Raw genomic sequence first — 23182 nt, 5'->3', positions numbered from 1 at the left:
GCTGTGCCGCAGGCCGGCCGCTCAGCCCAGCAGCCACCCGTTCTCCTGGGCGAGGCGGACCGCCTCCGCACGCGTCCGCCCGCCGGTCTTGCCCATCGCGGCCGACAGGTAGTTGCGCACGGTGCCCTCGGACAGGAACGTCTCCCGCGCGATGTCCGCCACCGTCCCGCCCCGGCCGGCGACCAGCAGGACGTCGCGCTCGCGGTCGGTCAGCGGGCTCGCGCCCACGGCCAGCGACTCGACGGCGAGGTCGGGGTCGACCACGCGCAGCCCCGCGTGCACGCGGCGGACCGCGTCCGCCAGCTGCTCGGCCGGGGTGTCCTTGACGACGAACCCGCTCGCGCCCGCGTCGAGTGCGTGCCGCACGTACCCCGGCCGGCCGAACGTGGTGACCACCAAGGACCGGCAGGACGGGTACGCGGCGCGCAGAGCGGCAGCGGCGGCGATCCCGTCCATCCCCGGCATCTCGACGTCGAGGAGCGCCACCTGGGCCGCGTTGGCGCGCGCGGCGTCCACCACCAGGTCGCCGCGTCCCACCTGCGCCACGACCGTCAGGTCCGCCTCGAGGTCCAGCAGGGCGGCGAGGGCGCCGCGGACCAGCGCCTGGTCGTCGGCGAGCAGCAGCCGGATCGGTCGGTCGCTCATCGGCCCTCGTTCCGGGCGATCACCGCGAGCCGGTAGCCGCCCAACGGGCTCGTCGACACCTCGAGACGGGCCCGGGCGGCCCGGGCCCGCTCGGTCAGACCGTGCAGCCCGTTCCCCGGCGCGGTCGGCTCCCCGCCGGCACCGCCCGAGGGTCCGTGCCCGTCGTCGTCGACGACGAGGGAGTCCGCCGTCATCGTCACCTCCACGCGGCTCGCCGCCGCATGCCGCAGCACGTTGGTCGTCCCCTCTCGCAGCGCCCAGGCGAACAGCTCACGCAGGTGCTCCGGGACGTCGTCGACGCTGCCGGGCACCTGCGCCAGGACCCCCGCGGCGTCGAACGCCTGCCGGGCGCCGGCGAGCTCGCCGGCCAGCGTGACGGCGCGGGTCGCCGACACCATCCCGCGCACGTCGGCGAGGGCGCCGCGGGCCAGCGCCTGCACCTGGGCCATCTCGGCACGGGACCGCTCCGGGTCCAGCTCGAACAGCTTGCCGGCCAGCTCGGCCTTGACCGCGATCACCGTCAGCGAGTGCCCCAGGATGTCGTGCATGTCGCGGGCGATCCGTTCCCGCTCCCGCTCGACGGCCAGCACGGCGACCTCGGCCTGGGCCAGCTGCAGCTGGCGGTTGCGCTGCACCAGCTGCGTGAACCCGAACACCGCGAACGACGCCAGCAGCACGGACAGCACGAGCCCGTCGATGGTGGACCAGCCGGGGACCACCCGGGGCAGGCCCACCACCACGACGCTCGCCCCGAGGGGCACCAGCAGCGCCCGCGGCTGGCAGATCAGGAAGACGGCCGAGACGGAGAGGAAGACGAGCCCGACCAGCCCCTGCTCGGCAGCGGCCAGGGTCGAGAGGCCGACGAGCACGGCCTGGCCGCCCAGCACCAGCGCGACACCGCGGCTGCCCATCCGCTCACCACGGCCGCCGCCCCGCGTCACGACCGTCCAGCCGAAGCTGAGCGCGAGCCCGGCGACGGCTGCGAGCGACACGTCCCGGGCGAGCCCCACGTGGCTGCGCCAGGCCGCCAGCCACGGCTGCACCAGGAAGACGACCCAGACGAGGCCCATGGCGGGCCCGACCACCGCCATCACCCGTCGGTTCAGGGGCCGTGCCGCGCCGTCGGACTCCGACTCCACGGCCGGCTTCCCGCCCCAGCCGGGCCATCCGCGCCTCACGGCGCTCACGGTAGCGGGCGGCCACACCGGCACCGGCCGCCCGCCGGTCACACCCGTGCGGTGTCCCGCCGGAACCGCCACGCGGCCCCGAGCCCGAAGACCACGGCCCAGCCGACCACGTTGAGCACCGCCCACCCCGTCACGGCCTCTCCCGTCAGCGGTGCTCGGACGATCTGCGCCACCCCGTAGGTCGGGACCGCCTTGGCGATCTGCGCGAACACCCCGTCACCCAGCGGCACGAAGAGCCCGCCGGCGAACGCGAGCAGCGCGAGCACCGGTCCGAGGATCTGCATCACGTTCTCGGCCGGCAGCAGGTAGCCCATGAACAGTCCGAACGCGGCGAACACCACGGAGCCGACCCAGGCGAGCAGGAGCGACCACACGAGCGCGCCGCCCTGGCCCGTCGCACCCTCGGCGATCCCGATGCCACCGACCACGACCACGGCTGCGAGGCCGAGCACCATGGCCACCAGCACCTTGGTGGTGACGTAGGTGGCCGGACGCAGCGGCGTGAGCCGCAGCTGACGGGTCCACCCCTGAGCACGTTCCACCGAGACGCTGGCGCCACCGCCCGTGGTGGCGAGCATCGCGCCGTACAGCGCCATCGACACCATGATGAAGGCCGTCACGTTGCCGTGGCCGACCGACTGGTGCCGGTAGGCGGTGTTGGCTCCGAAGATGAGGAAGAACACCGGCGGCATCACCAGCGTGAAGATCACCGTGCGGCGGTTGCGCAGCAGCCGGCGCAGCTCGACGGCGAGGAAGCGGCCGTTCAGCAGGCCGGTGCGCGGCGTCCGGTCCGGCGCTGCCGTCGGACGGGGCGTGGTGCCGGGGGCCGTCGGTGCGGCGCTGGCGGTCTCCGTGCTGGTCATGAGGGGCTCCCTGCGCTCGTCGTGTCACTGGTCAGCGCGAGGAACGCGTCCTCGAGCCCACGTGCGGTGATCTCGATGTCGGTGGCCGTGGTGGAGGTGAGCAGCAGCCGCGCGACCCCGTCCGAGTCCGAGGTGCGCACCAGCAGCCGGTCACCGCGCAGCTCGACCGACTGCACCCCGGGCAGCCCGCGGAGCGCGGCCTCGTCCGTCGGTGTCAGGTCGGCCAGGGTGGCCGAGACCAGACGGCCGGACGCCAGGTTCTTCACCTGCGCGGCCGAGCCGTCGGCGACGATCCGGCCGTGGCTGACCAGCACGATGCGGTCGGCGTACGCGTCCGCTTCGTCGAGGTAGTGCGTGGCGAACAGGATGGTGCGGCCCCGCGCCGCGTCCGCCCGCAGGGCCGTCCAGAACTCCCGGCGACCCTCGACGTCCATCCCGGTGGTCGGCTCGTCCAGCACGATGAGGTCGGGGTCGGGCAGCAGCGCCAGTGCGAACCGCAGCCTCTGCTGCTGGCCGCCGGAGCAGGATCCGACCTTGCGTCCCGCGATGTCGGCGATGCCGGCACGGCCCAGCACCTCGGCCGCGGATCGGGCCGACCGGAAGAACGAGGCGGTCACCTCGACCGTCTCGCCGACGGTGAGGTCCTTGAGCAGGCCGCCGGTCTGCATGACGGCCGACACACGGCCCTCGGCGATCGCCCGCGTCGGGTCGAGGCCGAGCACCTGCACCGTCCCGGCGTCCGGCACGGACAGCCCGAGCAGCAGGTCGATCGTCGTCGTCTTGCCCGCGCCGTTCGGTCCCAGGAAGGCGACGACCTCGCCCGGCTCGACGGCCAGGTCGATGCCGTCGACGGCGTGCACGGAGCCGAACGACTTGTGCAGCCCGCGCAGGTCGATGGCCGGCGGGGCGTCCCCGGCCGCACGTGGCCGGAGGGAGGTCTCGGTGAAGGTCATGCACCGATCCTGGCGACGTACCAGGTCAGCGGCCCACGCCGCGCGTCACCGGCTGAGCATGACGGATGTCATGCCCAGCCGGTGGCTCGAGAGACCCGGTTCAGGCGCCGATCAGTCGCTGCGCGAGGTACTCGGACACGTGACCGAGCCCGACGCGCTGCTGCGACATGTCGTCGCGGTGGCGGATGGTCACGGCGTCGTCCTCGAGGGTGTCGAAGTCGACCGTGATGCAGAACGGCGTGCCGATCTCGTCCTGGCGGCGGTAGCGGCGACCGATGGCCCCGGCGTCGTCGAAGTCGACGTTCCACGCCCGGCGCAGCTCGGCGGCCAGGTCGCGCGCCTTGGGCGACAGCTGCTCGTTGCGCGAGAGCGGCAGCACGGCGGCCTTGACCGGCGCCAGGCGCGGGTCCAGCTTCAGCACGACGCGGGTGTCCACGCCGCCCTTGGTGTTGGGCGCCTCGTCCTCGGTGTACGCGTCGACCAGGAAGGCCATCAGCGACCGCGTCAGGCCGGCCGCCGGCTCGATGACGTACGGCACGTACCGCTCACCACGGCCCTGGTCGAAGTACGACAGGTCCGCACCGGAGTGCTTCGAGTGGGTCGACAGGTCGAAGTCGGTCCGGTTGGCGATGCCCTCGAGCTCGCCCCACTCGCTGCCCTGGAACCCGAACCGGTACTCGATGTCGACCGTCCGCTTCGAGTAGTGGGACAGCTTCTCCTTCGGGTGCTCGTAGTGCCGCAGGTTGTCCCGGGCGATGCCGAGCCCGACGTACCAGTCGGTGCGCGTGTCGATCCAGTACTGGTGCCACGTCTCGTCGGTGCCCGGCTCGACGAAGTACTCCATCTCCATCTGCTCGAACTCGCGCGTGCGGAAGATGAAGTTGCCCGGCGTGATCTCGTTGCGGAACGACTTGCCGATCTGGCCGATGCCGAACGGCGGCTTCTTGCGCGCGGCCGTCAGCACGTTGGCGAAGTTGACGAAGATGCCCTGGGCGGTCTCGGGACGCAGGTAGTGCAGCCCGGACTCGTCCTCGACCGGGCCGAGGTACGTCTTGAGCATCATGTTGAAGTCGCGCGGCTCGGTCCACTGACCCTTGGTGCCGCAGTTGGGGCACGGCACGGAGGCGAGGCCGCCCTCGGGCTCGTGACCCTTGCGCTCGGTGAACTCCTCGATCAGCTGGTCCTCGCGGAACCGCTTGTGGCAGTGCAGGCACTCGGTCAGGGGGTCGGTGAACACGCCGACGTGGCCGGAGGCGACCCACACCTGCCGGGGCAGGATCACGGACGAGTCCAGGCCCACGATGTCCTCACGGCTGGTGACCATCGCACGCCACCACTGCCGCTTGATGTTCTCCTTCAGCTCCACGCCGAGCGGCCCGTAGTCCCACGCCGACCTGGTACCGCCGTAGATCTCCCCGCTCGGGAACACGAAGCCGCGCCGCTTGGCGAGGGAGATGGCGTTGTCGAGGCGGGACGGTGCGGCCACGGTGTGCACTCCTGGGTCGGGGGTCCGCGGCTGGGTGCCGCGGGAACAGCCGCCCCAGGCTACCGGCCTGCGGCAACACCGCCCTCTGGCCTCTTTTGACAATGATTCTCGTATTCGGCAAGATCCTCGCTGTGAGCAGACGACGGATCGGCGGCCTGGCGGCAGTGGTCGTCGTTGCGCTGGCCGCCCTGACCGCCTGCGGCGCGGCCGGCGCCAGCGGCACCCTCGCCGGCGCACCTGCCGGCAAGGTGCAGGTGCTCGCGTCCTTCTACCCGCTCCAGTTCGTGGCGCAGCAGGTCGGTGGCGACCGGGTGCACGTCGACTCGCTGACGCCTCCAGGCGCCGAGCCGCACGACGTCGAGCTGTCCCCCGCCCAGGTGTCCGCCGTCGAGACCGCGAACCTGGTGGTCTACCTCTCCGGGTTCCAGGCAGCGGTGGACGACGCGGTCCGTCAGGTGCGCCCGCACCACGTGCTCGACGCAGCGGTGCACGCCGGGCTGATGGACCTCGGCACCGAGCAGGCCGCCGAGGGAGCCGACCCGCTCGCGGGCACCGGCGGCGGCACCGCCGCCACGCGCACGCTCGACCCGCACTTCTGGCTGGACCCGTCCCGCCTGCCCGCACTGGCGGACGACGTCGCGACGGCACTGAGCCAGGTCGACCCGGCGGGCGCAGCGGACTACCGCGCCGCCGCGGACCGGCTCTCCGCCCGGTTCACCGCCCTGGACACGGCCTACCGCACCGGTCTGGCGGACTGCCGGCGTCAGGTGCTGGTCACCTCGCACGAGGCCTTCGGGTACCTCGCGCTCCGGTACCACCTTCAGCAGGTCGGCATCTCCGGGCTGGACCCGGAGACCGAACCGTCGCCGGCCCGGCTGGCACAGATCGGAGACGTGGTGAGACGAGAGGGTGTGACGACGATCTTCTTCGAGACGCTGGCCAGCCCCAAGGTGGCCCGCACGCTGGCCTCGGACCTCGGGGTCCAGGCCACCGTGCTCGACCCGATGGAGTCGATCACCGAGCCGGGCGCCGACTACTTCTCCGTCGCGCAGGACAACCTGGCGACCCTGCGCACGGCGCTGGGCTGCGCATGAGCGCCGCGACCACGTCGTCGGGCCCCGACACCGCACCCGTGATCGAGGCGGTGGACCTGCAGGTGACGCTCGGGGGGCTGACGATCGTCCGAGGGGTCGACCTGGAGGTGGCGCGCGGCGAGGTGCTGGCGGTGCTCGGTGCCAACGGCTCCGGCAAGTCCACCCTGATCCGCTCCCTGCTGGGCGCGGTCCCGCTCAGCGGCGGCAGCGTCCACCTGTTCGGCGAGCCCCTCGGTCCCGGCGTCCCGTGGCTGCGCGTCGGGTACGTCCCGCAGCGCGTGCCCGTCGCGTCCGGAATGCCGTCGACCGCGCTCGAGGTGGTGCGGTCCGGTCTGCTGTCGGGCCGGTCGCTGCGGCCGCCGCGGGACGCGCGGACCCGGGCGCTCGCCGCCCTGGACGAGGTCGGCATGGCGGGCCGCGCCGGTCAGCGCGTCCAGGAGATGTCCGGCGGGCAGCAGCAGCGCGTCCAGATCGCGCGGGCGCTGGTGCGGCGGCCCGACCTGCTGGTGCTCGACGAGCCGACCTCGGGCATCGACCTGCCGACCCAGGAGGCGTTCGTCAGCACCGTGCGGCGGATGCACGAGAACGGCGGCACCGTCGTCGTGGTGCTCCACGAGCTCGGCGAGTTCGGACCGTTGATCCAGCGCTCCGTCGTGCTCCGGCACGGTCGCGTGGTGCACGACGGCGCACCACCGGTCGCCCGCGTCGAGCACGCCGGACCGGCGCACGACCACGCGCACGCGCACGGCGACCCGCCGAGCGCCGCATCCGGCCTGTCGGTGGAGGTGACCCCGTGACGTTCTGGGACCAGGTGGTGGCCATGGCCACCTCGCCGCTGATGCAGCGCGCCATGCTGGCCGCGGTGCTCGTCGGCGCCGCGGCGCCCGTGGTCGGCACCTTCCTGGTGCAGCGGCGCATGGCCCTGATGGGCGACGGCATCGGTCACGTGGCGCTCACCGGTGTCGCGCTCGGCTGGCTCGTCGGCAGCTGGGCCGGGCTGGTGCCCAACGGCGCCCTCGCCGTCCCGGGCGCCGTGGTGGCGGCCGTCGTCGGCTCCGTCGTCATCGAGCTGGTCCGCGAACGCGGCCGCACCACGGGCGACCTCGCGCTGGCGCTGATGTTCTACGGCGGCATCGCCGGTGGCGTGCTGCTGATCAAGGTCGCCGGCGGCACCAACGCGAACCTGATGGCCTACCTGTTCGGGTCCATCTCCACGGTCTCCCCGACCGACCTCGTGTGGACGGTCGCGCTCGCCGCCGTGGTGCTCGTCGTGGGCGTCGGTCTGCGGACCGCGCTGTACGCCGTGAGCCACGACGAGGAGTTCGCGCGCGCCTCCGGGCTGCCGACGCGCGCCCTCGCGATGGTGGTCGCCGTGCTGGCGGCCGTGACGGTGACCGTGGCGATGCGCGTGGTGGGCCTGCTGCTGGTCAGCGCGCTGATGATCGTGCCCGTTGCCGTCGCGCAGCTGTACGCCCGGTCGTTCGGCCGGACCATGGCGACGGCGAGCGGTGTCGGTGTGACGGTCAGCGTGGTCGGCCTCGTGCTGACCTACTGGAACGACATCCCGCCTGGGGCCACCATCGTGGTGCTGGCGATCGTGGTCTACGCCGTGTCGGCGGCGCTGCGGCCGATGGTGCGGCGGCGCACGACGCCCCCCGACCCCCACCCGGAGATGGCGGACGACGTGCTGCTGGCCGACTCGGACGAGGAGTGCCAGGTCCCCGTGCCGGCACCCCACCGGCACCCGAACGCCTCGCTGCGGGCCGACCAGGTGCGCCGCCAGTAGGCCCTCCTGGGCCTCGCCCGCAGGTGAGGCCCCCGGTGGGAACCCGGAGCCCGGGTCGCCGCTAGGTCGCGACGGGGCTGTCCACCGCGCCGCCGTACCTGCGGTCACGGCGCGCGTACGTCTCGACGGCCCGCCACAGGTGCCGCCGGTCCACGTCCGGCCACGGTTCGTCGAGGAACACCAGCTCGGCGTACGCCGCCTGCCAGAGCATGAAGTTCGAGGTGCGCTGCTCGCCGGACGACCGCACGAACAGGTCGACGTCCGGCAGGTCCGGCTCGTCCAGGTGCCGCTGGATGGTCTTCTCGCTGACCTTCTTCGGGTCGAGCCGCCCGGCCGCGACCTCCAGGGCGATGGCGCGGGCGGCATCGGCGATCTCCGCCCGGCCGCCGTAGTTCACGCACATCGTCAGCGTGCACACGGTGTTGTCCCTGGTCTGCTCCTCGGCACGCTCGAGCTCGGAGATCACCGACCGCCACAGCCGTGGCCGGCGGCCGGCCCAGCGCACGCGCACGCCCCACGAGTCCATCAGGTCGCGGCGTCGGTGCAGCACGTCCCGGTTGAACCCCATGAGGAACCGCACCTCGTCCGGCGAGCGTGACCAGTTCTCGGTGGAGAAGGCGTACGCCGACACGTACTCGACGCCCACCTCGATGGCGCCTGCGACCACGTCGAGCAGCGACGCCTCACCGGCGGCGTGCCCGGCCGTGCGGGGCAGCCCGCGCGCGTTCGCCCACCGGCCGTTCCCGTCCATCACCACCGCGACGTGCCGCGGCACCAGCTCCCGCGGGATCGCCGGCGGCCGGGCACCGGACGGGTGCGGGGGTGGGGGGACGGGGGTGCGCACGGCGGCCACTAGACGCGCTCCACCATCGGCAGGGACCGCAGCCGTCGCTCGAGGTGGAACTGGCTGAACGCCGCCACCAGGCCGTTGCCCTCGGCGCGGTGCCGCTCGGCGCTGCCGTCCGCCGTGGACCAGTCACCGACCAGCAGAGCGGCGAGCAGGGCGAACGTCTCCGGCGCAGGTGCCGCCGCACCGGCCGGTCGGCACGCGTTGCACACCGCACCGCCCATGGCCACGGCGAACGAGTGGTGCGGGCCCGCCGCTCCGCAGCGCGCGCAGTCGGCGAAGCTGGGTGCCCAGCCCGCCACCGACAGCGCCCGTAGCAGGTAGCTGTCGAGCACCAGGCCCGGGGCGTGCTCGCGGCCGGCCAGCGCCCGCACCGCACCGACCAGCAGCCAGTACTGCTGCACCGCCGGCTCGTGCTCCGCCTCGACCAGCCGGTCGGCCGTCTCGAGCATCACGGTGCCGGCCGTGTACAGCGCGTAGTCCTCGCACACCGGCCGCCCGTACGCACCGAGCGTCTCCACCTGGGTGACGACGTGCAGCGACCGCCCGGTGCTGAGCTGCACGTCCACGTGCATGAACGGCTCGAGCCGTGAGCCGAACCGGGACGTGGTGCGCCGCACCCCCTTGGCGACCGCACGCACCTTGCCGTTGGTGCGGGTCAGGAGGGTGACGATGCGGTCCGCCTCACCCAGCGGATGGGTGCGCAGCACGATCGCCTCGTCGCGGTAGAGGCTCACCGGCCCATTCTCCCCCGGACCACCGACGCGCCGGGATGCGAAGGACGCGGCGCGTCGGTGGCCGGACGGGGAACGCTCAGCGCTGCTGCCGGTTCACCGCGGAGATGATCGCCTTGAGGGACGCCGTGGTGATCGACGGGTCGATGCCGACACCCCAGAGGATGTCGCTGCCCACCGCGCACTCGACGTAGGCGGCCGCCGTCGCGTCACCACCGGAGGACAGCGCGTGCTCGGCGTAGTCCATGACGGCGACGTCGACGCCGATGGACCGCAGCGCTGCCACGAAGGCCGCGACCGGCCCGTTCCCGTTGCCCACGATGGTCCGCTCGACCCCGCGGTCGACCAGGTCCACCTCGAGGTGGTCCTCCCCGCCCTCGGTGCTCGTCGCCCGGGTGCCGCGCAGCGAGAACCGACCCCACGGGTCGAGCGGCTGGCCGGGCTCGTCGCCAGCACCGCCGGTCTGCCGCGGGCGCGCCGCCGCAGCCATCTCCACCGGCAGGTACTCGTCGACGAAGATCCGCCACAGGTCGTCCGCCGTCACCTCGGTGCCGTGGGTGTCGGTGTGCCGCTGCACCACCTGCGAGAACTCGATCTGCAGCCGGCGCGGCAGGTCGAGGTCGCGCTCGGACTTCATCAGGTAGCTGATGCCGCCCTTCCCGGACTGGCTGTTCACCCGGATGATCGCGTCGTAGCTGCGGCCGACGTCCTTCGGGTCCACCGGCAGGTACGGCACCGCCCACTCGAGCTGGTCGGTGGTGGTGCCGGCCGTGGCGGCGTCCACCTCCATCGCCGTCAAGCCCTTCTTGATCGCGTCCTGGTGCGAGCCGGAGAACGCGGTGAACACCAGGTCACCGCCGTACGGGTGCCGCTCGGCGACCTGCAGCTGGTTGCAGTGCTCCACGACGGACCGCACGTGCGGCAGGTCGGAGAAGTCGATCTGCGGGTCGATCCCCTGGCTGAACAGGTTCATGCCGAGGGTGACCAGGTCGACGTTGCCGGTCCGCTCGCCGTTGCCGAACAGGCAGCCCTCGATGCGGTCGGCACCGGCCAGGTAGCCCAGCTCGGCCGCCGCCACGGCGGTGCCGCGGTCGTTGTGCGGGTGCAGCGACAGCACCACGTTCTCGCGGTGGTGCAGGTGCCGGCCCATCCACTCGATCGAGTCGGCGTAGACGTTCGGGGTGGCCATCTCCACCGTCGCCGGCAGGTTGATGATCACCTTCCGGTCCGGGGTCGGCTCCAGCTCGTCGAGCACCGCGTTGCACACCCGCACGGCGTACTCGAGCTCGGTCCCGGTGTACGACTCGGGGCTGTACTCGTAGAACACCTCGGTGTCCGGGACCAGCTCCTCGTACTTCTTGCAGAACCGCGCGCCGGACACGGCGATGTCGAGGATGCCGTCCTCGTCGGCGTTGAACACGACGCGCCGCTGCAGCACCGAGGTCGAGTTGTAGAAGTGCACGATCGCCTGCTTGGCACCGGCGATCGCCTCGTACGTCCGCTCGATCAGGTGCTCGCGGCACTGGGTGAGCACCTGGATGACCACGTCGTCGGGGATGCGGTCCTCCTCGATCAGCATCCGCACGAAGTCGTAGTCGGTCTGCGAGGCGGACGGGAACCCGACCTCGATCTCCTTGTAGCCCATCTGCACCAGCAGCTCGAACATCGCGAGCTTGCGGGCGGGGTTCATCGGCTCGATCAGCGCCTGGTTGCCGTCCCGCAGGTCCACGGCGCACCAGCGCGGGGCGCGGGTGACGTGCCGGTCGGGCCAGGTCCGGTCCGGCAGGTCCACACGGATCTGCTCGTGGAAGGGCCGGTACTTGTGCACCGGCATCCCGGAGGGCTGCTGGGGGTTGCGCTCTGCTACGTCGGTCATCGGGGTTCCTCGTCAGTCGTCGCGGCGGGTGCTCAGCCGGCGCAGCGGACACCGCGACGAGGATCCGGCCTAGAGGGCCTCGCCGCGGCGACGAAGAAGGAGAACGCTCCGGAGCACGCTTGGCACCCTACTCCCCCGTTCGCGCGACCCGGCAACGCGTCCAGGTTCAGCCGAGCACGACGACGTCCGCCGGCCCGCGCGCGAGCAATCGGGCCCCGACCGTGTCGAGCCGGTCCGTCCCCACCGGCGCCGGCACGCTCCAGGTCCGGATCCCGTCGCGCAGGCCTCGGCCCACGATCGCCAGCGCCCCGCCCGACGCGACCTCGAGCCCGATGACCTGCGTGCCGTCCGTGCGCGGGACCCACGTGCGCGCGCCGCCCTCCAGGCCGGCCCGCACCTGCCACAGGGCCGCCCCGGTGCGCACGTCGACCGCTCCGTACACGCCGTCGGCCGCTGTGACCAGGACGCCCGAGGCGACCGCCACCGCGTCGAGGTCGGTCGGCAGCTGCCATCGCACCGTCCCGGTCACCCGGTCGACGCCGCGCAGCTGCGGGCCGGTGTCGACCACCAGCAGACCAGGAGCGGAACCGTCGTCCGCCTCGAGCTGGACCGCCCTGCCGCGCAAGGTGGCCCACGAGTCCGAGCCGTCCCGGTAGAGCCGGCCGCCCTGGACACCTCCGAACGTCGCGAAGCCCCCGGGCACGTCCACCACCTGGAGCTCCACGCCGACCGGCGCGGCGACCAGGACCGATCCGGTCGCGTCGTCCAGGACCTCGGAGCCCGCACCGCGGACGACGGTCCTGCGCGGACCCACGACGACCTCGGCGGCACGCCCCGCCGCCGCGTCGTCGAGGACGTCCGCCGTGACGTGCTCCCAGCGCACGGCGCCGGTCAGCCCGTCGGACCGCTGGACGCGCACCCGTCCGTCGGGCCGGACCGATCCGAGCACCAGGTCGTCGCCGATCCGTCCGACGCCGACGACCGGGCGGTCCACCGCCCACCGGCCCAGCGGGCGCCCACCGACGGCGTCGAGGGCGATCACGCGGGCCGGTGCCGCCGAGTCGCGAGGCCCACCGGCGAGGCACAGCACAACACCGTCATCGGTGCCGGCGTCCGATGGGCAGCGCACCGTGACGGGCCCGCCATCCGCCGTCGTGGGCGCGACCGGAACCATCCAGCGCTGCGCGCCCGAACGCGGCTCGTACGCCGTCACCCACCACACGGCTGCGCGGAGCGACACCAGCACGACGGCGCCGGAAGCCTGCAGCACCGTGCCGGGCCCTTCGGCGGCGGCCGCGCGCCACAGCTCGACGGGCGCGTCCTGCATGGGCCGGACCAGACCCGGCACCGCGGCGATCCGGTCCGCGAGCGCCCGCTGGCGGCTGTCGACCGCGTTCCCGGCCACCACCAGGCCGACCAGCGCCACCAGCGCGGCCGCGCTCAACCACGGCCAGCGGCGGGGGCGAGGACCGGACCCGGAAGCCTCGCCGGACGCGGCTGTCGCACGGGCCGGCACGGGAGGTTCCGTGAGCGCACCGTTCGCCGACGAGCGGTGCCACCGCCGTGGGGTGACGTCCTCGTCGAGCTCCACCGGCCGCATCCTCACGGCCGGGTGGATCCCGGTCATGCTCCGAGTCTAGGAGTGCCGTCCCGACCGCGCGGGAGGGGTGGCGGGTGCGGCCGTCGGCCCCTCGGGCCGCGGAGCGTCGCGCCGCTGACGGGGAAGCGCACGGGCCTCGGCAGCGGCAGGCTGGGTGCCGTCCGCCCCGTCGGCGCGCGTGCCGCCGTCCACCACCACGACGCTGACGTTGTCGTGGCCACCGTTCAGCAACGCCTCGGCGACGAGCGCGCTCGCCGCCCGGCGCGCGTCGGGCTCCTGGCTCAGCAGCTCGGCGATGCGGTTCGCCGGGACGTCCCGGGTCAGGCCGTCGGTGCAGATGACGAAACGGTCGGAGGGGCCCGCGGGAAGGATCCAGAGGTCCGGGTCGGGGCGACGGCCCGTGCCGAGGGCGCGCGTCAGCACGTTGCGCTCCGGATGACGCGCCACCTCCTCCGGTGTGACGCGGCCCTCGACGAGCAGCTCCTGCACCACCGAGTGGTCGGCCGTCACCTGGTGCAGCACGCCGTCGGCCCAGCGGTACACGCGCGAGTCGCCCACGTTGAACACGAGCCACGACGGGCGCCCCTGGTCCACGACCGTGGCGACGCCCGCGACCGTCGTGCCGCCCTGGCGGTCCCCGGTCAGCTCCTCGCGGAGCCGGGTCCAGGCGCTGTCGAGGCACTCCAGCACGTCGGAGGTACCGACCGACCCCCGTCCGGCGAGCCGTGCGAACTCCTCGACCGCGACACGGCTGGCGACGGCCCCCGCGTCGAGGCCCCCCATCCCGTCCGCGACGAGGAACACCGGAGGGCACGCCAGCAACGCGTCCTCGTTGACGTCACGCACGCGACCGCGATCGCTCGCCGAGCCCCACGACGTCCGCACCCTGCACCCCCCGTCCCGCACTCTTGACGATGACATCGGCGTCGAGGGACGCCAACCTGAGCGTCGACGGTACCGGCGCCCGTGCCCATCTTGGCGGGACCTCAGACACCCAGCTGGTAGACACCCCAGTAGGCGAGCACGACGAGCAGGACCAGGCCTCCGGTGGCGACGGTCCAGGAGGCGGCGGTCCGCACGGCGCCGGGCCCGGAACCGGGTACCCGGCCGGCCCTCGCGCGTCGCACCGCGAGCACGCCGGCGACGACGACGAGCATCCCGGCGAGCCGGAGCGCGAGCCATCCGCCCTGCACCAGCAGGGAGTTGTGCTGGTAGTCCATCGCCAGCCGCGCGACCGACAGCAGGTACCACACCAGCCCGGCGACCGTCAGGATCGCGCCGCCGCCGAACGCCACGAGGTAGCGCGCGTAGCCCGACGGCCACCGGGCCCCGGCCGGCCGGTCCCGGGCCGAGCGGCGGCGCGTCCACGCCTCGCCGAGCCGGTGGCCGACCACGAGCAGGCAGCCGAGCAGCACCAGACCGGCCGCCCCGAGCACCACGAGGAGCACGACGTTGCCGTCCCGCAGCTGCGACGGCTGCGGGACCGGCCCGGCGAGGTACAGCTGGACCGGCTGGGCGCCGGCGACCTGCGGCACGCCGGACGCGGTCGCGGGTAGACCGAGCACCCAGCCGGTCATGTCCTGCAGGAACGTGGACGACACGGTCCCGTCGACCTTGATGCCGTGGTCCGCCCCGGCGTAGTAACGGACGGTCACCGCGTCGTTGCCGGCCCGAGCCGTGTCGGCGAGGATCTGCTGGGCACCCTGCACCACGGGCATCGACGCGTCGCCGGTGCCGTACACCACGAGCACCGGCTGGGTCATCTTCTGCTGGTACGGCTGCACGTCGAAGTCCACGTACTCGAAGCCGCCCGGCAGCGTCATGCCGACCGCCCGCGGGATCGCGCGGAACACCCCGTGCGGCACACCGGTGTTGCGCAGGTACTGGTCGGAGGCGAACGCCGCCTGCTGCCGCGGGGGCACCACCGGCGACGACACGAGGATGACGAACGCGAGCTGGCGGTCGGTGGCCGCGATGACGGGGGCGATCCAGCCGCCCTCGCTCTCGGCGTACACCCCCACCCGTGCGGGGTCGACGCCCGGGTGCGCGCGCAGCAGCTGCACCGAGCGGTCGTAGTCGGCCGCCATCGCCACGTAGTCGCGATGCGCGGTCGAGTAGGTGTCGAGCCGCTTGTCCGGGACCATCGCGACGACGCCGGCGCTCGCGAGAGCGGCGGCCTGGGACCGGAACGCCACGGCGAACTTGCCCGTGCCGGCACCGTGGATGAACACCACGCCCGGGCGAGGTCCAGGCGCCCCGACGGGCTCGGTGATCTGCGCCTGGACGCTCGCGCCGTCGAGCTGCACCGTGACGATCTCGGTGCGCACCGGATAGGTGTGCAGGGTCGGGGCACCCGTGATCGCCGTCGAGGTGCTCTGCACCTGGAGCGGCTGCGTCAGCGGTGCCGGGTCCCACTGCGGCCCGAGCACGGCCCCGACGACGGCGAGCACCAGCACGCCCACGACCGAGGAGGCGAGGACCCGGTACACGTTGCCTGCACGCGAGACGGCGTGCGGCGGACGCCGGTGACCGTCCTGGTTCAGCAGGTGCGGGAGGGACGTCACGGTGTGCAGGCTCACGCTCAGAACCCGAGTCGGCCGAGCTGCTTGGGATCGCGCTGCCAGTCCTTGGCCACCCGCACGTGCAGGTCGAGGAAGACACGCGCTCCGAGCAGCGCCTCGATCTCGCGCCGGGCCTGCGTACCCACGTCCCGCAGCCGACCGCCGCCCTTGCCGATGACGATCGCCTTCTGCGAGTCCCGCTCGACGAACAGGTCGACGCGCACGTCCAGCAGCGGCACGTCGTCCCGACCGGCGGTCCCTCGCGGCACGATCTCGTTCACCACCACCGCGAGCGAGTGCGGCAGCTCGTCGTGCACACCCTCGAGCGCCGCCTCACGGACCAGCTCGGCGACCATCACCGCTTCGGGCTCGTCGGTGAGCTCGCCGTCCGGGTACAGCGCCGGTCCCTCCGGCAGGTGACCGGTCAGCACGTCGGCCAGCACGTCCATCTGGTAGCCCGAACGCGCCGACACCGGCACCACGTCGTCCCACTCGCCCAGCCGGCTCATCGCCATCAGGTGCTCGGCGAGCCTGCCCTTGCCGACGAGGTCCGCCTTCGTGGCGATGGCCACGACGGGGGTTCGGCGCCTGCCCTGACCCAGCGACGCGAGCTCGGCCGCGATGTACCGGTCGCCGGGCCCGACCTGCTGGTCGGCCGGCATGCAGAAGCCGATGACGTCGACCTCGCCGAGCGTGTCCTTGACCAGGTCGTTCAGCCGTTCGCCGAGGAGCGTGCGAGGGCGGTGCAACCCGGGGGTGTCCACCAGCACCAGCTGGGCGTCCGGCCGCGTGACGATGCCGCGGACGGTGTGCCGCGTGGTCTGCGGACGACCCGAGGTGATCGCGACCTTCTGCCCGACGAGCGCGTTGGTCAGCGTCGACTTGCCCGCGTTGGGCCGGCCGATCAGGCAGGCGAAGCCGGAGCGGTGGGTCATCGCTCGACCTCCGCGCCGCCGGGATGCTCGGCACCCACGCCGCCCTGGCCCTCGACGGACCGGCTCACGAGCACCGTCGCGAGGCGTCGGCGCCGTCCTTCCGCACGGTCGGCGACCAGGTGCAGCCCGTGGATGTCCCCCGCCGAACCCGGCAGGGGCACCATCCCCAGCGCCTTGGCCAGCAGCCCCCCGGCGGTGTCCACGTCCTCGTCCTCCACCTCGAGCCCGAACAGCTCGCCCAGCTCGTCACGGCCCATCCGCGCCGGCACCCGGAACACCCCGTCGCCGAGGTCCTGCACCGTCGGGGCGGTGCGGTCGTGCTCGTCGGTCAGCTCACCGACGATCTCCTCCAGGGCGTCCTCGATGGTGACCAGCCCCGCGATGCCGCCGTACTCGTCGACCACCATCGCCATGTGGCTGGCGCCGTCGCGCAGCTCCCGCAGCAGGTCGTCCACCGGCTTGGACTCGGGAACGAACACCGCCGGTCGCACCAGGGCGCTGACGGGGACGTCGAGCTCCGCGGCGTCCCGCGGCCGGTCCGGCGCCAGGCGACTCACCACGTCCTTGAGGTACAGCACCCCACGGACGTCGTCCACCGACTCGCCGATCACGGGCACGCGCGAGAACCCTGACCGCATGAGCAGGGCGAGCGCCTTCCGCACCGGCGTGTCCTCGCGCGTCACCACCATGTCCGTGCGCGGCACCATCACCTCGCGCGTCAGCGTGTCCCCCAGCTGCAGGACGGACCGGAACATCGCTCGCTCCGTGTCCTCGATCACCTCGGACTCCGCCACGCGCTGCACCATGTCCCGCAGCTCGTTCTCGTCCTCCTCGGCCGTGGTCCGGCCTGCCGCCGCCGCCCGTCCGAGACCGCCGAACGCCGCCGTGACCACGGACAGCAGCCCGGCCAGCGCCGTCAGGGTGGCGACGGGCCGGCGCCGGCCGACGGTGCGCGGACTGACTCGCACCAGGACGAGCGCCAGCACCACGCAGACACCGAACGACGTCAGCAGCACCACCCACCACGGCCGCACCAGCTCGGAGGCGGCCAGGGTCACGCTGACGGTCGCCGTCATCTCGCCGAGCAGCCGGACGAACGCCGCCGCGGACGCGACCCTCGACGGGTGCGCCACCAGCCGCTGCACCTGCGGCGCGGCCGGGTGGTGCGCTGCGACCAGCTCGGTGACCTGCGCGCGCGTCACGCGCATCACCGCCACCTCGCCGGCGGACAGCAGTGCGGCGAGGGTGATGCCGAGCACCACCAGCACGCCCAGCAGCACCAGCGGTGCTCCGGTCATCGGCCGGCCAGGAACGTGAGCAGCAGACGTCGCTGGAGCGCGAACATCTCCTTCTCCTCCTCCGGCTCCGCGTGGTCGTAGCCCAGCAGGTGCAGGATCCCGTGCGTCTCCAGCAGCAGCAGCTCCTCGATGGTCGAGTGGCCCGCGGCCCGCGCCTGGTCCGCGGCGACCTGCGGGCACAGCACCACGTCGCCGAGCAGCCCCGCGGGGGTGGGGTCGGAGTCGGTCCCCGGCCGCAGCTCGTCCATCGGGAACGACAGCACGTCGGTCGGGCCCGGTTCGTCCATCCAGCGCACGTGCAGGTCCGCCATCACGTCCGTGTCGACCAGCAGGACCGACAGGTCGGTCTGCGGGTGGACGTGCATCTCGTCGAGCACGTGGCGTGCCAGCGCGGCGAACTCGGCCTCGTCGACCTCGACGCCGGACTCGTTGTTGACCTCGATGCTCATGCGGAGTCCCAACGGGCGTAGGCGTCGATGATGTCCCCCACCAGGCGGTGACGGACCACGTCGGAGGACGTGAGCCGGCAGAACTCGACGTCCGGCACGCCCTGCAGCACCTGCTCGGCCTGCCGCAGACCCGAGGTGGCGGCGGACGGCAGGTCCACCTGGGTGACGTCGCCGGTCACCACGACCTTCGAGCCGAAGCCCAGCCGGGTGAGGAACATCTTCATCTGCTCCGAGGAGGTGTTCTGCGCCTCGTCGAGGATGACGAAGGCGTCGTTCAGCGTGCGGCCCCGCATGTACGCCAGGGGTGCCACCTCGATGGTGCCGGCGTCCAGCAGCCGGGGGATCGACTCGGGATCCACCATGTCGTGCAGCGCGTCGTACAGCGGGCGCAGGTACGGGTCGATCTTCTCGGCCAGCGTCCCGGGAAGGAAGCCCAGGCGCTCCCCCGCCTCCACCGCCGGCCTGGTGAGCACGATCCGGTTCACCTGCCGCGCCTGCAGCGCCTGCACCGCCTTGGCCATGGCCAGGTACGTCTTGCCCGTGCCGGCGGGCCCGATGCCGAAGGTCAGCGTGTGCCGGTCGATCGCGTCGACGTACTCCTTCTGCCCCGCCGTCTTCGGCCGGATCGCACGCCCTCGCGTCGACAGGATGTTGAAGGTGAGCACGTCGGCCGGTCGGGCCGAGGACGCCGCGGTCAGCATCGCGACGGAACGGTTGACCACCTCGGGGCTGAGCGGCGTCCCGGCGGAGACCGTCTCCACGAGCTCCTCCACGAGGCGTGCGACCAGCGCGACGTCCCCGACCGGACCGGTCAGCGTGACCTCGTTGCCGCGGACGTGCACGTCGACGGTGGTGAAGCCGGCCTCGATCTCGCGCAGCACCTCGTCGCGGAGGCCGAGCAGCTCGACCATAGGCACCTGCGACGGCACCGTGATGCGGTGCTCGACGCGGGCCGGTACGGCGTCGGGCCGACCACGCTGGAGGGGGGTCGAGAGGACCGGGGCGCCCGCAGCCGGAGGCGTCGCGCCGGGGGTGCTCGACGAGGGCTGGGCGGGTGTGGGTTGAGCCATGTGCTCGGCGTGCGCCGTGCGCTCCTTCGGTCGGTCCGGCAGGCAAGCCGATCCTACCTGGCAACACCGGGGCAGCCCTGTTCAGCGATGGGCCGATGGTCCTGTCGTTCGCCAACGGCGAGGACGAAACTGACGGGCGAGGACGCCGGGCAACGGAGCCTGGCGGCGCACGCGGAGGTGCCACCGTGGCCAAGTACGTCAAGGACTTCACCGAAGGCGACAAGGACCAGAAGGACCTGCTGGGGGGCAAGGGCGCGAACCTTGCCGAGATGACCCGACTAGGCCTCCCGGTACCGCCCGGCTTCACCATCACCACCGAGGCCTGCCGGGCCTACATGAAGTCCGGGGACGTCCCTCCCGAGCTGCGGGTCGAGGTGACGCAGGCGCTGCGGCACCTCGAGGACACGATGGGCCGCACGCTCGGCGACGTGCACGAGCCGCTCCTGGTGTCCGTCCGCTCCGGTGCCAAGTTCTCGATGCCCGGCATGATGGAGACGGTCCTCAACGTCGGCCTGAACGACGCCTCCGTGCGGGGCCTCGCCGAGTTCGCCCACAACGAGCGGTTCGCCTGGGACTCCTACCGTCGGCTGATCCAGATGTTCGGCCGCACCGTGATGGGCATCGACGGCGAGCTCTTCGCCGAGGCCCTCGACAAGGCCAAGGCCGCGCGTGGCGTGACGGCCGACGTCGAGCTGGACGCCGACGACCTGCACGAGCTCGTGGGCACGTTCAAGCGGATCTTCCTGGAGCAGACCGGCCGCGAGTTCCCGCAGCACCCGCGCGAGCAGCTGGACCTCGCGATCGTCGCCGTCTTCGACTCGTGGGGCACCGAGCGTGCTCGGCTGTACCGCCGCAAGGAGCGCATCCCCGACGACCTGGGCACCGCCGTGAACGTCGTCGCGATGGTGTTCGGCAACCTCGGTCCCGACTCCGGCACCGGTGTGGCGTTCACGCGCAACCCGTCCACCGGCGAGACCGGCGACTACGGCGACTACCTCGCCAACGCGCAGGGCGAGGACGTGGTGGCGGGCATCCGCAACACGATGTCCCTGGCGGACCTGGAGCGGATCGACCCGGACGCCCACAACGAGCTCAAGCGCGTGATGCGCCAGCTCGAGACCCACTACCGCGACCTGTGCGACATCGAGTTCACCATCGAGCACGGCAAGCTGTGGATGCTGCAGACGCGTGTCGGCAAGCGCACCGCGCCTGCGGCGTTCCGGATCGCCTCACAGCTGGTGGACGAGCACCTGATCACCATGGACGAGGCACTGGCCCGCGTCACGGGTGCGCAGCTGACCCAGCTCCTCTTCCCGCAGTTCGCCCCCGGCTCGTCCACCACCCTGCTGACCAAGGCGATGGCGGCCTCGCCCGGCGCCGCGGTCGGTGAGGCCGTCTTCGACTCCGCGACGGCCGTCGAGTGGGCCGCGAAGGGGAAGGACGTCATCCTGGTCCGCCGCGAGACCAACCCGGACGACCTCGGCGGCATGATCGCGTCGGTCGGCATCCTGACCGCTCGCGGCGGCAAGACGTCGCACGCGGCGGTCGTCGCCCGTGGCATGGGCCGCACGGCGGTGGTCGGTGCGGAGGCACTCGTCGTGGACCCGGTGGCGCGCCAGTTCACCTGCGGCAAGACCCTGGTGAAGGAGGGCGACGTCATCGCCATCGACGGGACCACCGGCGAGGTGTTCCTCGGCGAGGTCCCCGTCGTGCCGTCGCCGGTCACCACCTACCTGGAGGAGGGTCTGGACGCCGCGCTCGCGCAGGCTGCCGACGAGGACACCGCAGAGCTGGTGCGAGCGGTCGACCGGATCATCACGCACGCCGATGCCGCCCGTCGGCTCGGGGTGCGTGCCAACGCCGACACGCCGGAGGACGCCCGCCGTGCCCGCAGCCTCGGCGCGCAGGGCATCGGGCTGTGCCGCACCGAGCACATGTTCCTCGGCGAGCGCCGGGTGCTCGTCGAGCACGTGGTGCTGTCCCGGACCGACGAGGAGCGTCAGGCCGCACTCGACGCGCTGCTCCCGGTGCAGACGCAGGACTTCATCGAGATCTTCGAGGCGATGGACGGCCTGCCGACGACGATCCGGCTCATCGACCCCCCGCTGCACGAGTTCCTCCCCGACCTGACGGCCCTGTCCGTCAAGGTGGCTGTCGCCAAGGAGCGCGGCGAGGTCGACCAGCACGACGTCGAGCTGCTCGCGGCGGTCGAGCGCATGCACGAGGCGAACCCGATGCTCGGGCTGCGCGGTGTCCGGCTCGGTCTGGTGATCCCGGGACTGTTCGAGCTCCAGATCCGTGCGATCTGCGAGGCGCAGGCCGCCCGCATCGCGGCCGGAGGCCACCCGAAGGCCGAGATCATGGTGCCGCTCATCGGCTCGGTGCAGGAGCTGCACCTCGTCCGTGACTCGGCGCTCGAGATCATGGGCGAGGTCGGCGCCAAGCACGGCATCACGCTCGACCTTCCGATCGGCTGCATGATCGAGCTGCCCCGCGCCGCGCTGACGGCCGGACGCATCGCGGAGGAGGCCGCGTTCTTCTCCTTCGGCACGAACGACCTGACGCAGACGACGTGGGGCTTCTCTCGCGACGACGTCGAGGGCGCCTTCTTCGCGCAGTACACCGCGAACGGCGTGCTGTCGGTGTCCCCGTTCGAGACGATCGATGCCCAGGGCGTCGGCCGCCTCGTGAAGATCGCCGTGGAGGAGGGGCGCGCGACGCGACCGGACCTGCACCTCGGCGTGTGCGGCGAGCACGGCGGCGACCCGGAGTCGATCCGGTTCTTCGACTCCGTCGGGCTCGACTACGTGTCCTGCTCCCCGTTCCGGGTGCCGGTGGCCCGGCTCGAGGCCGGTCGCGCGGCGATCGACAGCAGCACGAGCGACGCCCGCTGAGTCCCCGCGGGGGGTCGGGCCAGGGCTGGGCCCGGCCCCCCGCGGGCTCGTCGGAGGATCCGACGACCAGCTCACACGCACTGGTGCGGCAGCAACCTGGCGCGCCAGGCGACGCGGTCGGCCTTGATCAGCTCCAGCGACCCAGACGTTCGGCCAGCAGGGCGAGCGCAACGGGACCGGCCGTCGACGTGCGCAGCACCCATGGCCCCAGGCGTACCGGCACCGCGCCCGCCTCCACCAGACGGTCGAGCTCGTCCGCGGAGATGCCGCCCTCGGGGCCGACGACCACCAGGACCTCGACGTCGGAGCCGTCGGCCGGCAGGGCTGCGGTCCGCAGCGGCGTGGTGGCCTCCTCGTGAAGCACCAGCGCGGTTCCCCCGGCAGCGACCACGTCGGCGACCCGGCTGGCGAGCCCGGCCGTGTTCACGGCCAGCTCCACCACCGGCACGCGGGAACGGCGCGCCTGCTTCGTCGCCGCCCGCACCGTGCCGAGCCAGCGCGCCCGGCTCTTCGCCGCCCGGTCCCCACGCCAGACCACGATCGACCGCGCTGCCTGCCACGGCACCACCGCGTCGACGCCCACCTCGGTGGCCGCCTCGATCGCCAGCTCGTCGCGATCGCCCTTGGCCAAGGCCTGCACCAGGACCAGGGCCGGCCGGTCGGGCGGCTCCTCGTTGCGGGCCAGGACCCGCAGCCGCACGCCGTCCGGACCGGTCGACTCGACGACGCCGACGAGCCGGACACCGCTGCCGTCCACCACGTCGACCCGCTCACCGGGGCCACGCCGCTGCACCACGCCGGCGTGCCGACCCTCCGCACCGTCCAGCAGGTACGTCCCACCGGCCACCACGTCGCGGAGGTCCCCCGGCTCGGTCAGGAAGACGGGCGCACTCATCGCCGGTCG

Annotated in this window: 20 protein-coding genes; 4 read left to right on the top strand and 16 right to left on the bottom strand. The window is 73.0% G+C overall.

Annotated elements, in window-relative coordinates:
- Positions 1–21: 21 nt before the first annotated feature.
- The 5 genes from N0B34_RS05250 to N0B34_RS05230 form a co-directional block, all read right to left on the bottom strand.
- Positions 22–645 carry a response regulator gene (locus N0B34_RS05250; RefSeq protein ID WP_263730257.1) on the bottom strand — a complete coding sequence of 208 codons (624 nt, stop codon included), beginning with the start codon at positions 643–645 and terminating at the stop codon, positions 22–24.
- Positions 642–1823 carry a sensor histidine kinase gene (locus tag N0B34_RS05245; RefSeq protein WP_263730256.1) on the bottom strand — a complete coding sequence of 394 codons (1182 nt, stop codon included), beginning with the start codon at positions 1821–1823 and terminating at the stop codon, positions 642–644. Before N0B34_RS05245 ends, N0B34_RS05250 begins: the two co-directional genes overlap by 4 nt.
- A gap of 47 nt (positions 1824–1870) precedes the next feature.
- A complete protein-coding gene (locus N0B34_RS05240; RefSeq protein ID WP_263730255.1) occupies positions 1871–2695 on the bottom strand; it encodes an ABC transporter permease in 825 nt (274 codons plus the stop codon).
- On the bottom strand, positions 2692–3648 hold the full coding sequence (locus tag N0B34_RS05235; protein WP_263730254.1) for an ABC transporter ATP-binding protein: 957 nt from the start codon (positions 3646–3648) through the stop codon (positions 2692–2694). Before N0B34_RS05235 ends, N0B34_RS05240 begins: the two co-directional genes overlap by 4 nt.
- Before the next feature lie 100 nt (positions 3649–3748).
- On the bottom strand, positions 3749–5134 hold the full coding sequence (locus N0B34_RS05230; protein ID WP_263730253.1) for a glycine--tRNA ligase: 1386 nt from the start codon (positions 5132–5134) through the stop codon (positions 3749–3751).
- A gap of 101 nt (positions 5135–5235) precedes the next feature.
- Here N0B34_RS05230 and N0B34_RS05225 point away from each other — a divergent pair, with 101 nt between their 5' ends.
- From N0B34_RS05225 to N0B34_RS05215, 3 genes are read left to right on the top strand one after another with little or no spacing between them, the layout of a single operon-like run.
- On the top strand, positions 5236–6228 hold the full coding sequence (locus N0B34_RS05225) for a metal ABC transporter substrate-binding protein (protein WP_263730252.1): 993 nt from the start codon (positions 5236–5238) through the stop codon (positions 6226–6228).
- Positions 6225–7025, top strand: coding sequence for a metal ABC transporter ATP-binding protein (locus N0B34_RS05220; protein ID WP_263730251.1), 801 nt, complete (start codon positions 6225–6227; stop codon positions 7023–7025). Before N0B34_RS05225 ends, N0B34_RS05220 begins: the two co-directional genes overlap by 4 nt.
- Positions 7022–8014: a metal ABC transporter permease gene (locus tag N0B34_RS05215; protein ID WP_263730250.1), complete on the top strand. Its 993-nt coding sequence runs from the start codon at positions 7022–7024 to the stop codon at positions 8012–8014. Before N0B34_RS05220 ends, N0B34_RS05215 begins: the two co-directional genes overlap by 4 nt.
- A 61-nt stretch (positions 8015–8075) precedes the next feature.
- Here the strand turns inward: N0B34_RS05215 and N0B34_RS05210 are convergent, their stop codons facing one another.
- The 10 genes from N0B34_RS05210 to N0B34_RS05165 all read right to left on the bottom strand — a co-directional run bounded on the left by N0B34_RS05210 (position 8076) and on the right by N0B34_RS05165 (position 19384).
- Positions 8076–8858: an isoprenyl transferase gene (locus N0B34_RS05210; RefSeq protein ID WP_412175696.1), complete on the bottom strand. Its 783-nt coding sequence runs from the start codon at positions 8856–8858 to the stop codon at positions 8076–8078.
- An 8-nt stretch (positions 8859–8866) separates the two neighbouring features.
- A complete protein-coding gene (gene recO / locus N0B34_RS05205) occupies positions 8867–9598 on the bottom strand; it encodes a DNA repair protein RecO (RefSeq protein ID WP_263730248.1) in 732 nt (243 codons plus the stop codon).
- 76 nt (positions 9599–9674) lie between these two features.
- Positions 9675–11471, bottom strand: coding sequence for a 2-isopropylmalate synthase (gene leuA / locus N0B34_RS05200; RefSeq protein ID WP_263730247.1), 1797 nt, complete (start codon positions 11469–11471; stop codon positions 9675–9677).
- 166 nt (positions 11472–11637) lie between these two features.
- On the bottom strand, positions 11638–13098 hold the full coding sequence (locus tag N0B34_RS05195) for a hypothetical protein (protein ID WP_263730246.1): 1461 nt from the start codon (positions 13096–13098) through the stop codon (positions 11638–11640).
- 9 nt (positions 13099–13107) lie between these two features.
- Positions 13108–13917, bottom strand: a complete 810-nt coding sequence (locus N0B34_RS05190; protein WP_263730245.1) for a PP2C family protein-serine/threonine phosphatase — start codon at positions 13915–13917, stop codon at positions 13108–13110.
- A gap of 140 nt (positions 13918–14057) precedes the next feature.
- A complete protein-coding gene (locus N0B34_RS05185) occupies positions 14058–15650 on the bottom strand; it encodes an alpha/beta hydrolase family protein (RefSeq protein WP_263730244.1) in 1593 nt (530 codons plus the stop codon).
- Between the two features lie 2 nt (positions 15651–15652).
- Positions 15653–16567 carry a GTPase Era gene (era, locus tag N0B34_RS05180; RefSeq protein WP_263730243.1) on the bottom strand — a complete coding sequence of 305 codons (915 nt, stop codon included), beginning with the start codon at positions 16565–16567 and terminating at the stop codon, positions 15653–15655.
- Positions 16564–17865: a hemolysin family protein gene (locus N0B34_RS05175; RefSeq protein WP_263730241.1), complete on the bottom strand. Its 1302-nt coding sequence runs from the start codon at positions 17863–17865 to the stop codon at positions 16564–16566. The genes era and N0B34_RS05175 overlap by 4 nt, the downstream gene beginning before the upstream one ends.
- Positions 17862–18314, bottom strand: coding sequence for an rRNA maturation RNase YbeY (gene ybeY, locus N0B34_RS05170; RefSeq protein WP_263730240.1), 453 nt, complete (start codon positions 18312–18314; stop codon positions 17862–17864). The genes N0B34_RS05175 and ybeY overlap by 4 nt, the downstream gene beginning before the upstream one ends.
- Positions 18311–19384 carry a PhoH family protein gene (locus N0B34_RS05165; RefSeq protein ID WP_263730239.1) on the bottom strand — a complete coding sequence of 358 codons (1074 nt, stop codon included), beginning with the start codon at positions 19382–19384 and terminating at the stop codon, positions 18311–18313. The genes ybeY and N0B34_RS05165 overlap by 4 nt, the downstream gene beginning before the upstream one ends.
- A 185-nt stretch (positions 19385–19569) precedes the next feature.
- Here N0B34_RS05165 and ppdK point away from each other — a divergent pair, with 185 nt between their 5' ends.
- Positions 19570–22278 (top strand): pyruvate, phosphate dikinase, encoded by a 2709-nt coding sequence (gene ppdK / locus N0B34_RS05160; RefSeq protein WP_263730238.1) that lies wholly within the window; start codon positions 19570–19572, stop codon positions 22276–22278.
- A 127-nt stretch (positions 22279–22405) separates the two neighbouring features.
- On the opposite strand, the gene N0B34_RS05155 is transcribed toward ppdK, so the two are convergent.
- Positions 22406–23173, bottom strand: a complete 768-nt coding sequence (locus N0B34_RS05155; RefSeq protein ID WP_263730236.1) for a 16S rRNA (uracil(1498)-N(3))-methyltransferase — start codon at positions 23171–23173, stop codon at positions 22406–22408.
- Between the last annotated feature and the right edge of the window lie 9 nt (positions 23174–23182).

The organism is Cellulomonas sp. SG140, from assembly GCF_025770785.1.
Lineage (GTDB): Bacteria > Actinomycetota > Actinomycetes > Actinomycetales > Cellulomonadaceae > Cellulomonas.
Note: the sequence above shows the minus strand (reverse complement) of the source record. Positions and strands in the feature narration are given on the sequence as shown.

Bases quoted from the DNA above. Each gene is read 5' to 3' on its own strand.
- N0B34_RS05250 (WP_263730257.1), bottom strand. From the start codon at position 645: ATGAGCGACCGACCGATCCGGCTGCTGCTCGCCGACGACCAGGCGCTG.
- N0B34_RS05240 (WP_263730255.1), bottom strand. From the start codon at position 2,695: ATGACCAGCACGGAGACCGCCAGCGCCGCACCGACGGCCCCCGGCACC.
- N0B34_RS05235 (WP_263730254.1), bottom strand. From the start codon at position 3,648: ATGACCTTCACCGAGACCTCCCTCCGGCCACGTGCGGCCGGGGACGCC.
- N0B34_RS05225 (WP_263730252.1), top strand. From the start codon at position 5,236: ATGATTCTCGTATTCGGCAAGATCCTCGCTGTGAGCAGACGACGGATC.
- N0B34_RS05220 (WP_263730251.1), top strand. From the start codon at position 6,225: ATGAGCGCCGCGACCACGTCGTCGGGCCCCGACACCGCACCCGTGATC.
- leuA (WP_263730247.1), bottom strand. From the start codon at position 11,471: ATGACCGACGTAGCAGAGCGCAACCCCCAGCAGCCCTCCGGGATGCCG.
- N0B34_RS05195 (WP_263730246.1), bottom strand. From the start codon at position 13,098: ATGACCGGGATCCACCCGGCCGTGAGGATGCGGCCGGTGGAGCTCGAC.
- era (WP_263730243.1), bottom strand. From the start codon at position 16,567: ATGACCCACCGCTCCGGCTTCGCCTGCCTGATCGGCCGGCCCAACGCG.
- N0B34_RS05175 (WP_263730241.1), bottom strand. From the start codon at position 17,865: ATGACCGGAGCACCGCTGGTGCTGCTGGGCGTGCTGGTGGTGCTCGGC.
- ybeY (WP_263730240.1), bottom strand. From the start codon at position 18,314: ATGAGCATCGAGGTCAACAACGAGTCCGGCGTCGAGGTCGACGAGGCC.
- N0B34_RS05165 (WP_263730239.1), bottom strand. From the start codon at position 19,384: ATGGCTCAACCCACACCCGCCCAGCCCTCGTCGAGCACCCCCGGCGCG.
- N0B34_RS05155 (WP_263730236.1), bottom strand. From the start codon at position 23,173: ATGAGTGCGCCCGTCTTCCTGACCGAGCCGGGGGACCTCCGCGACGTG.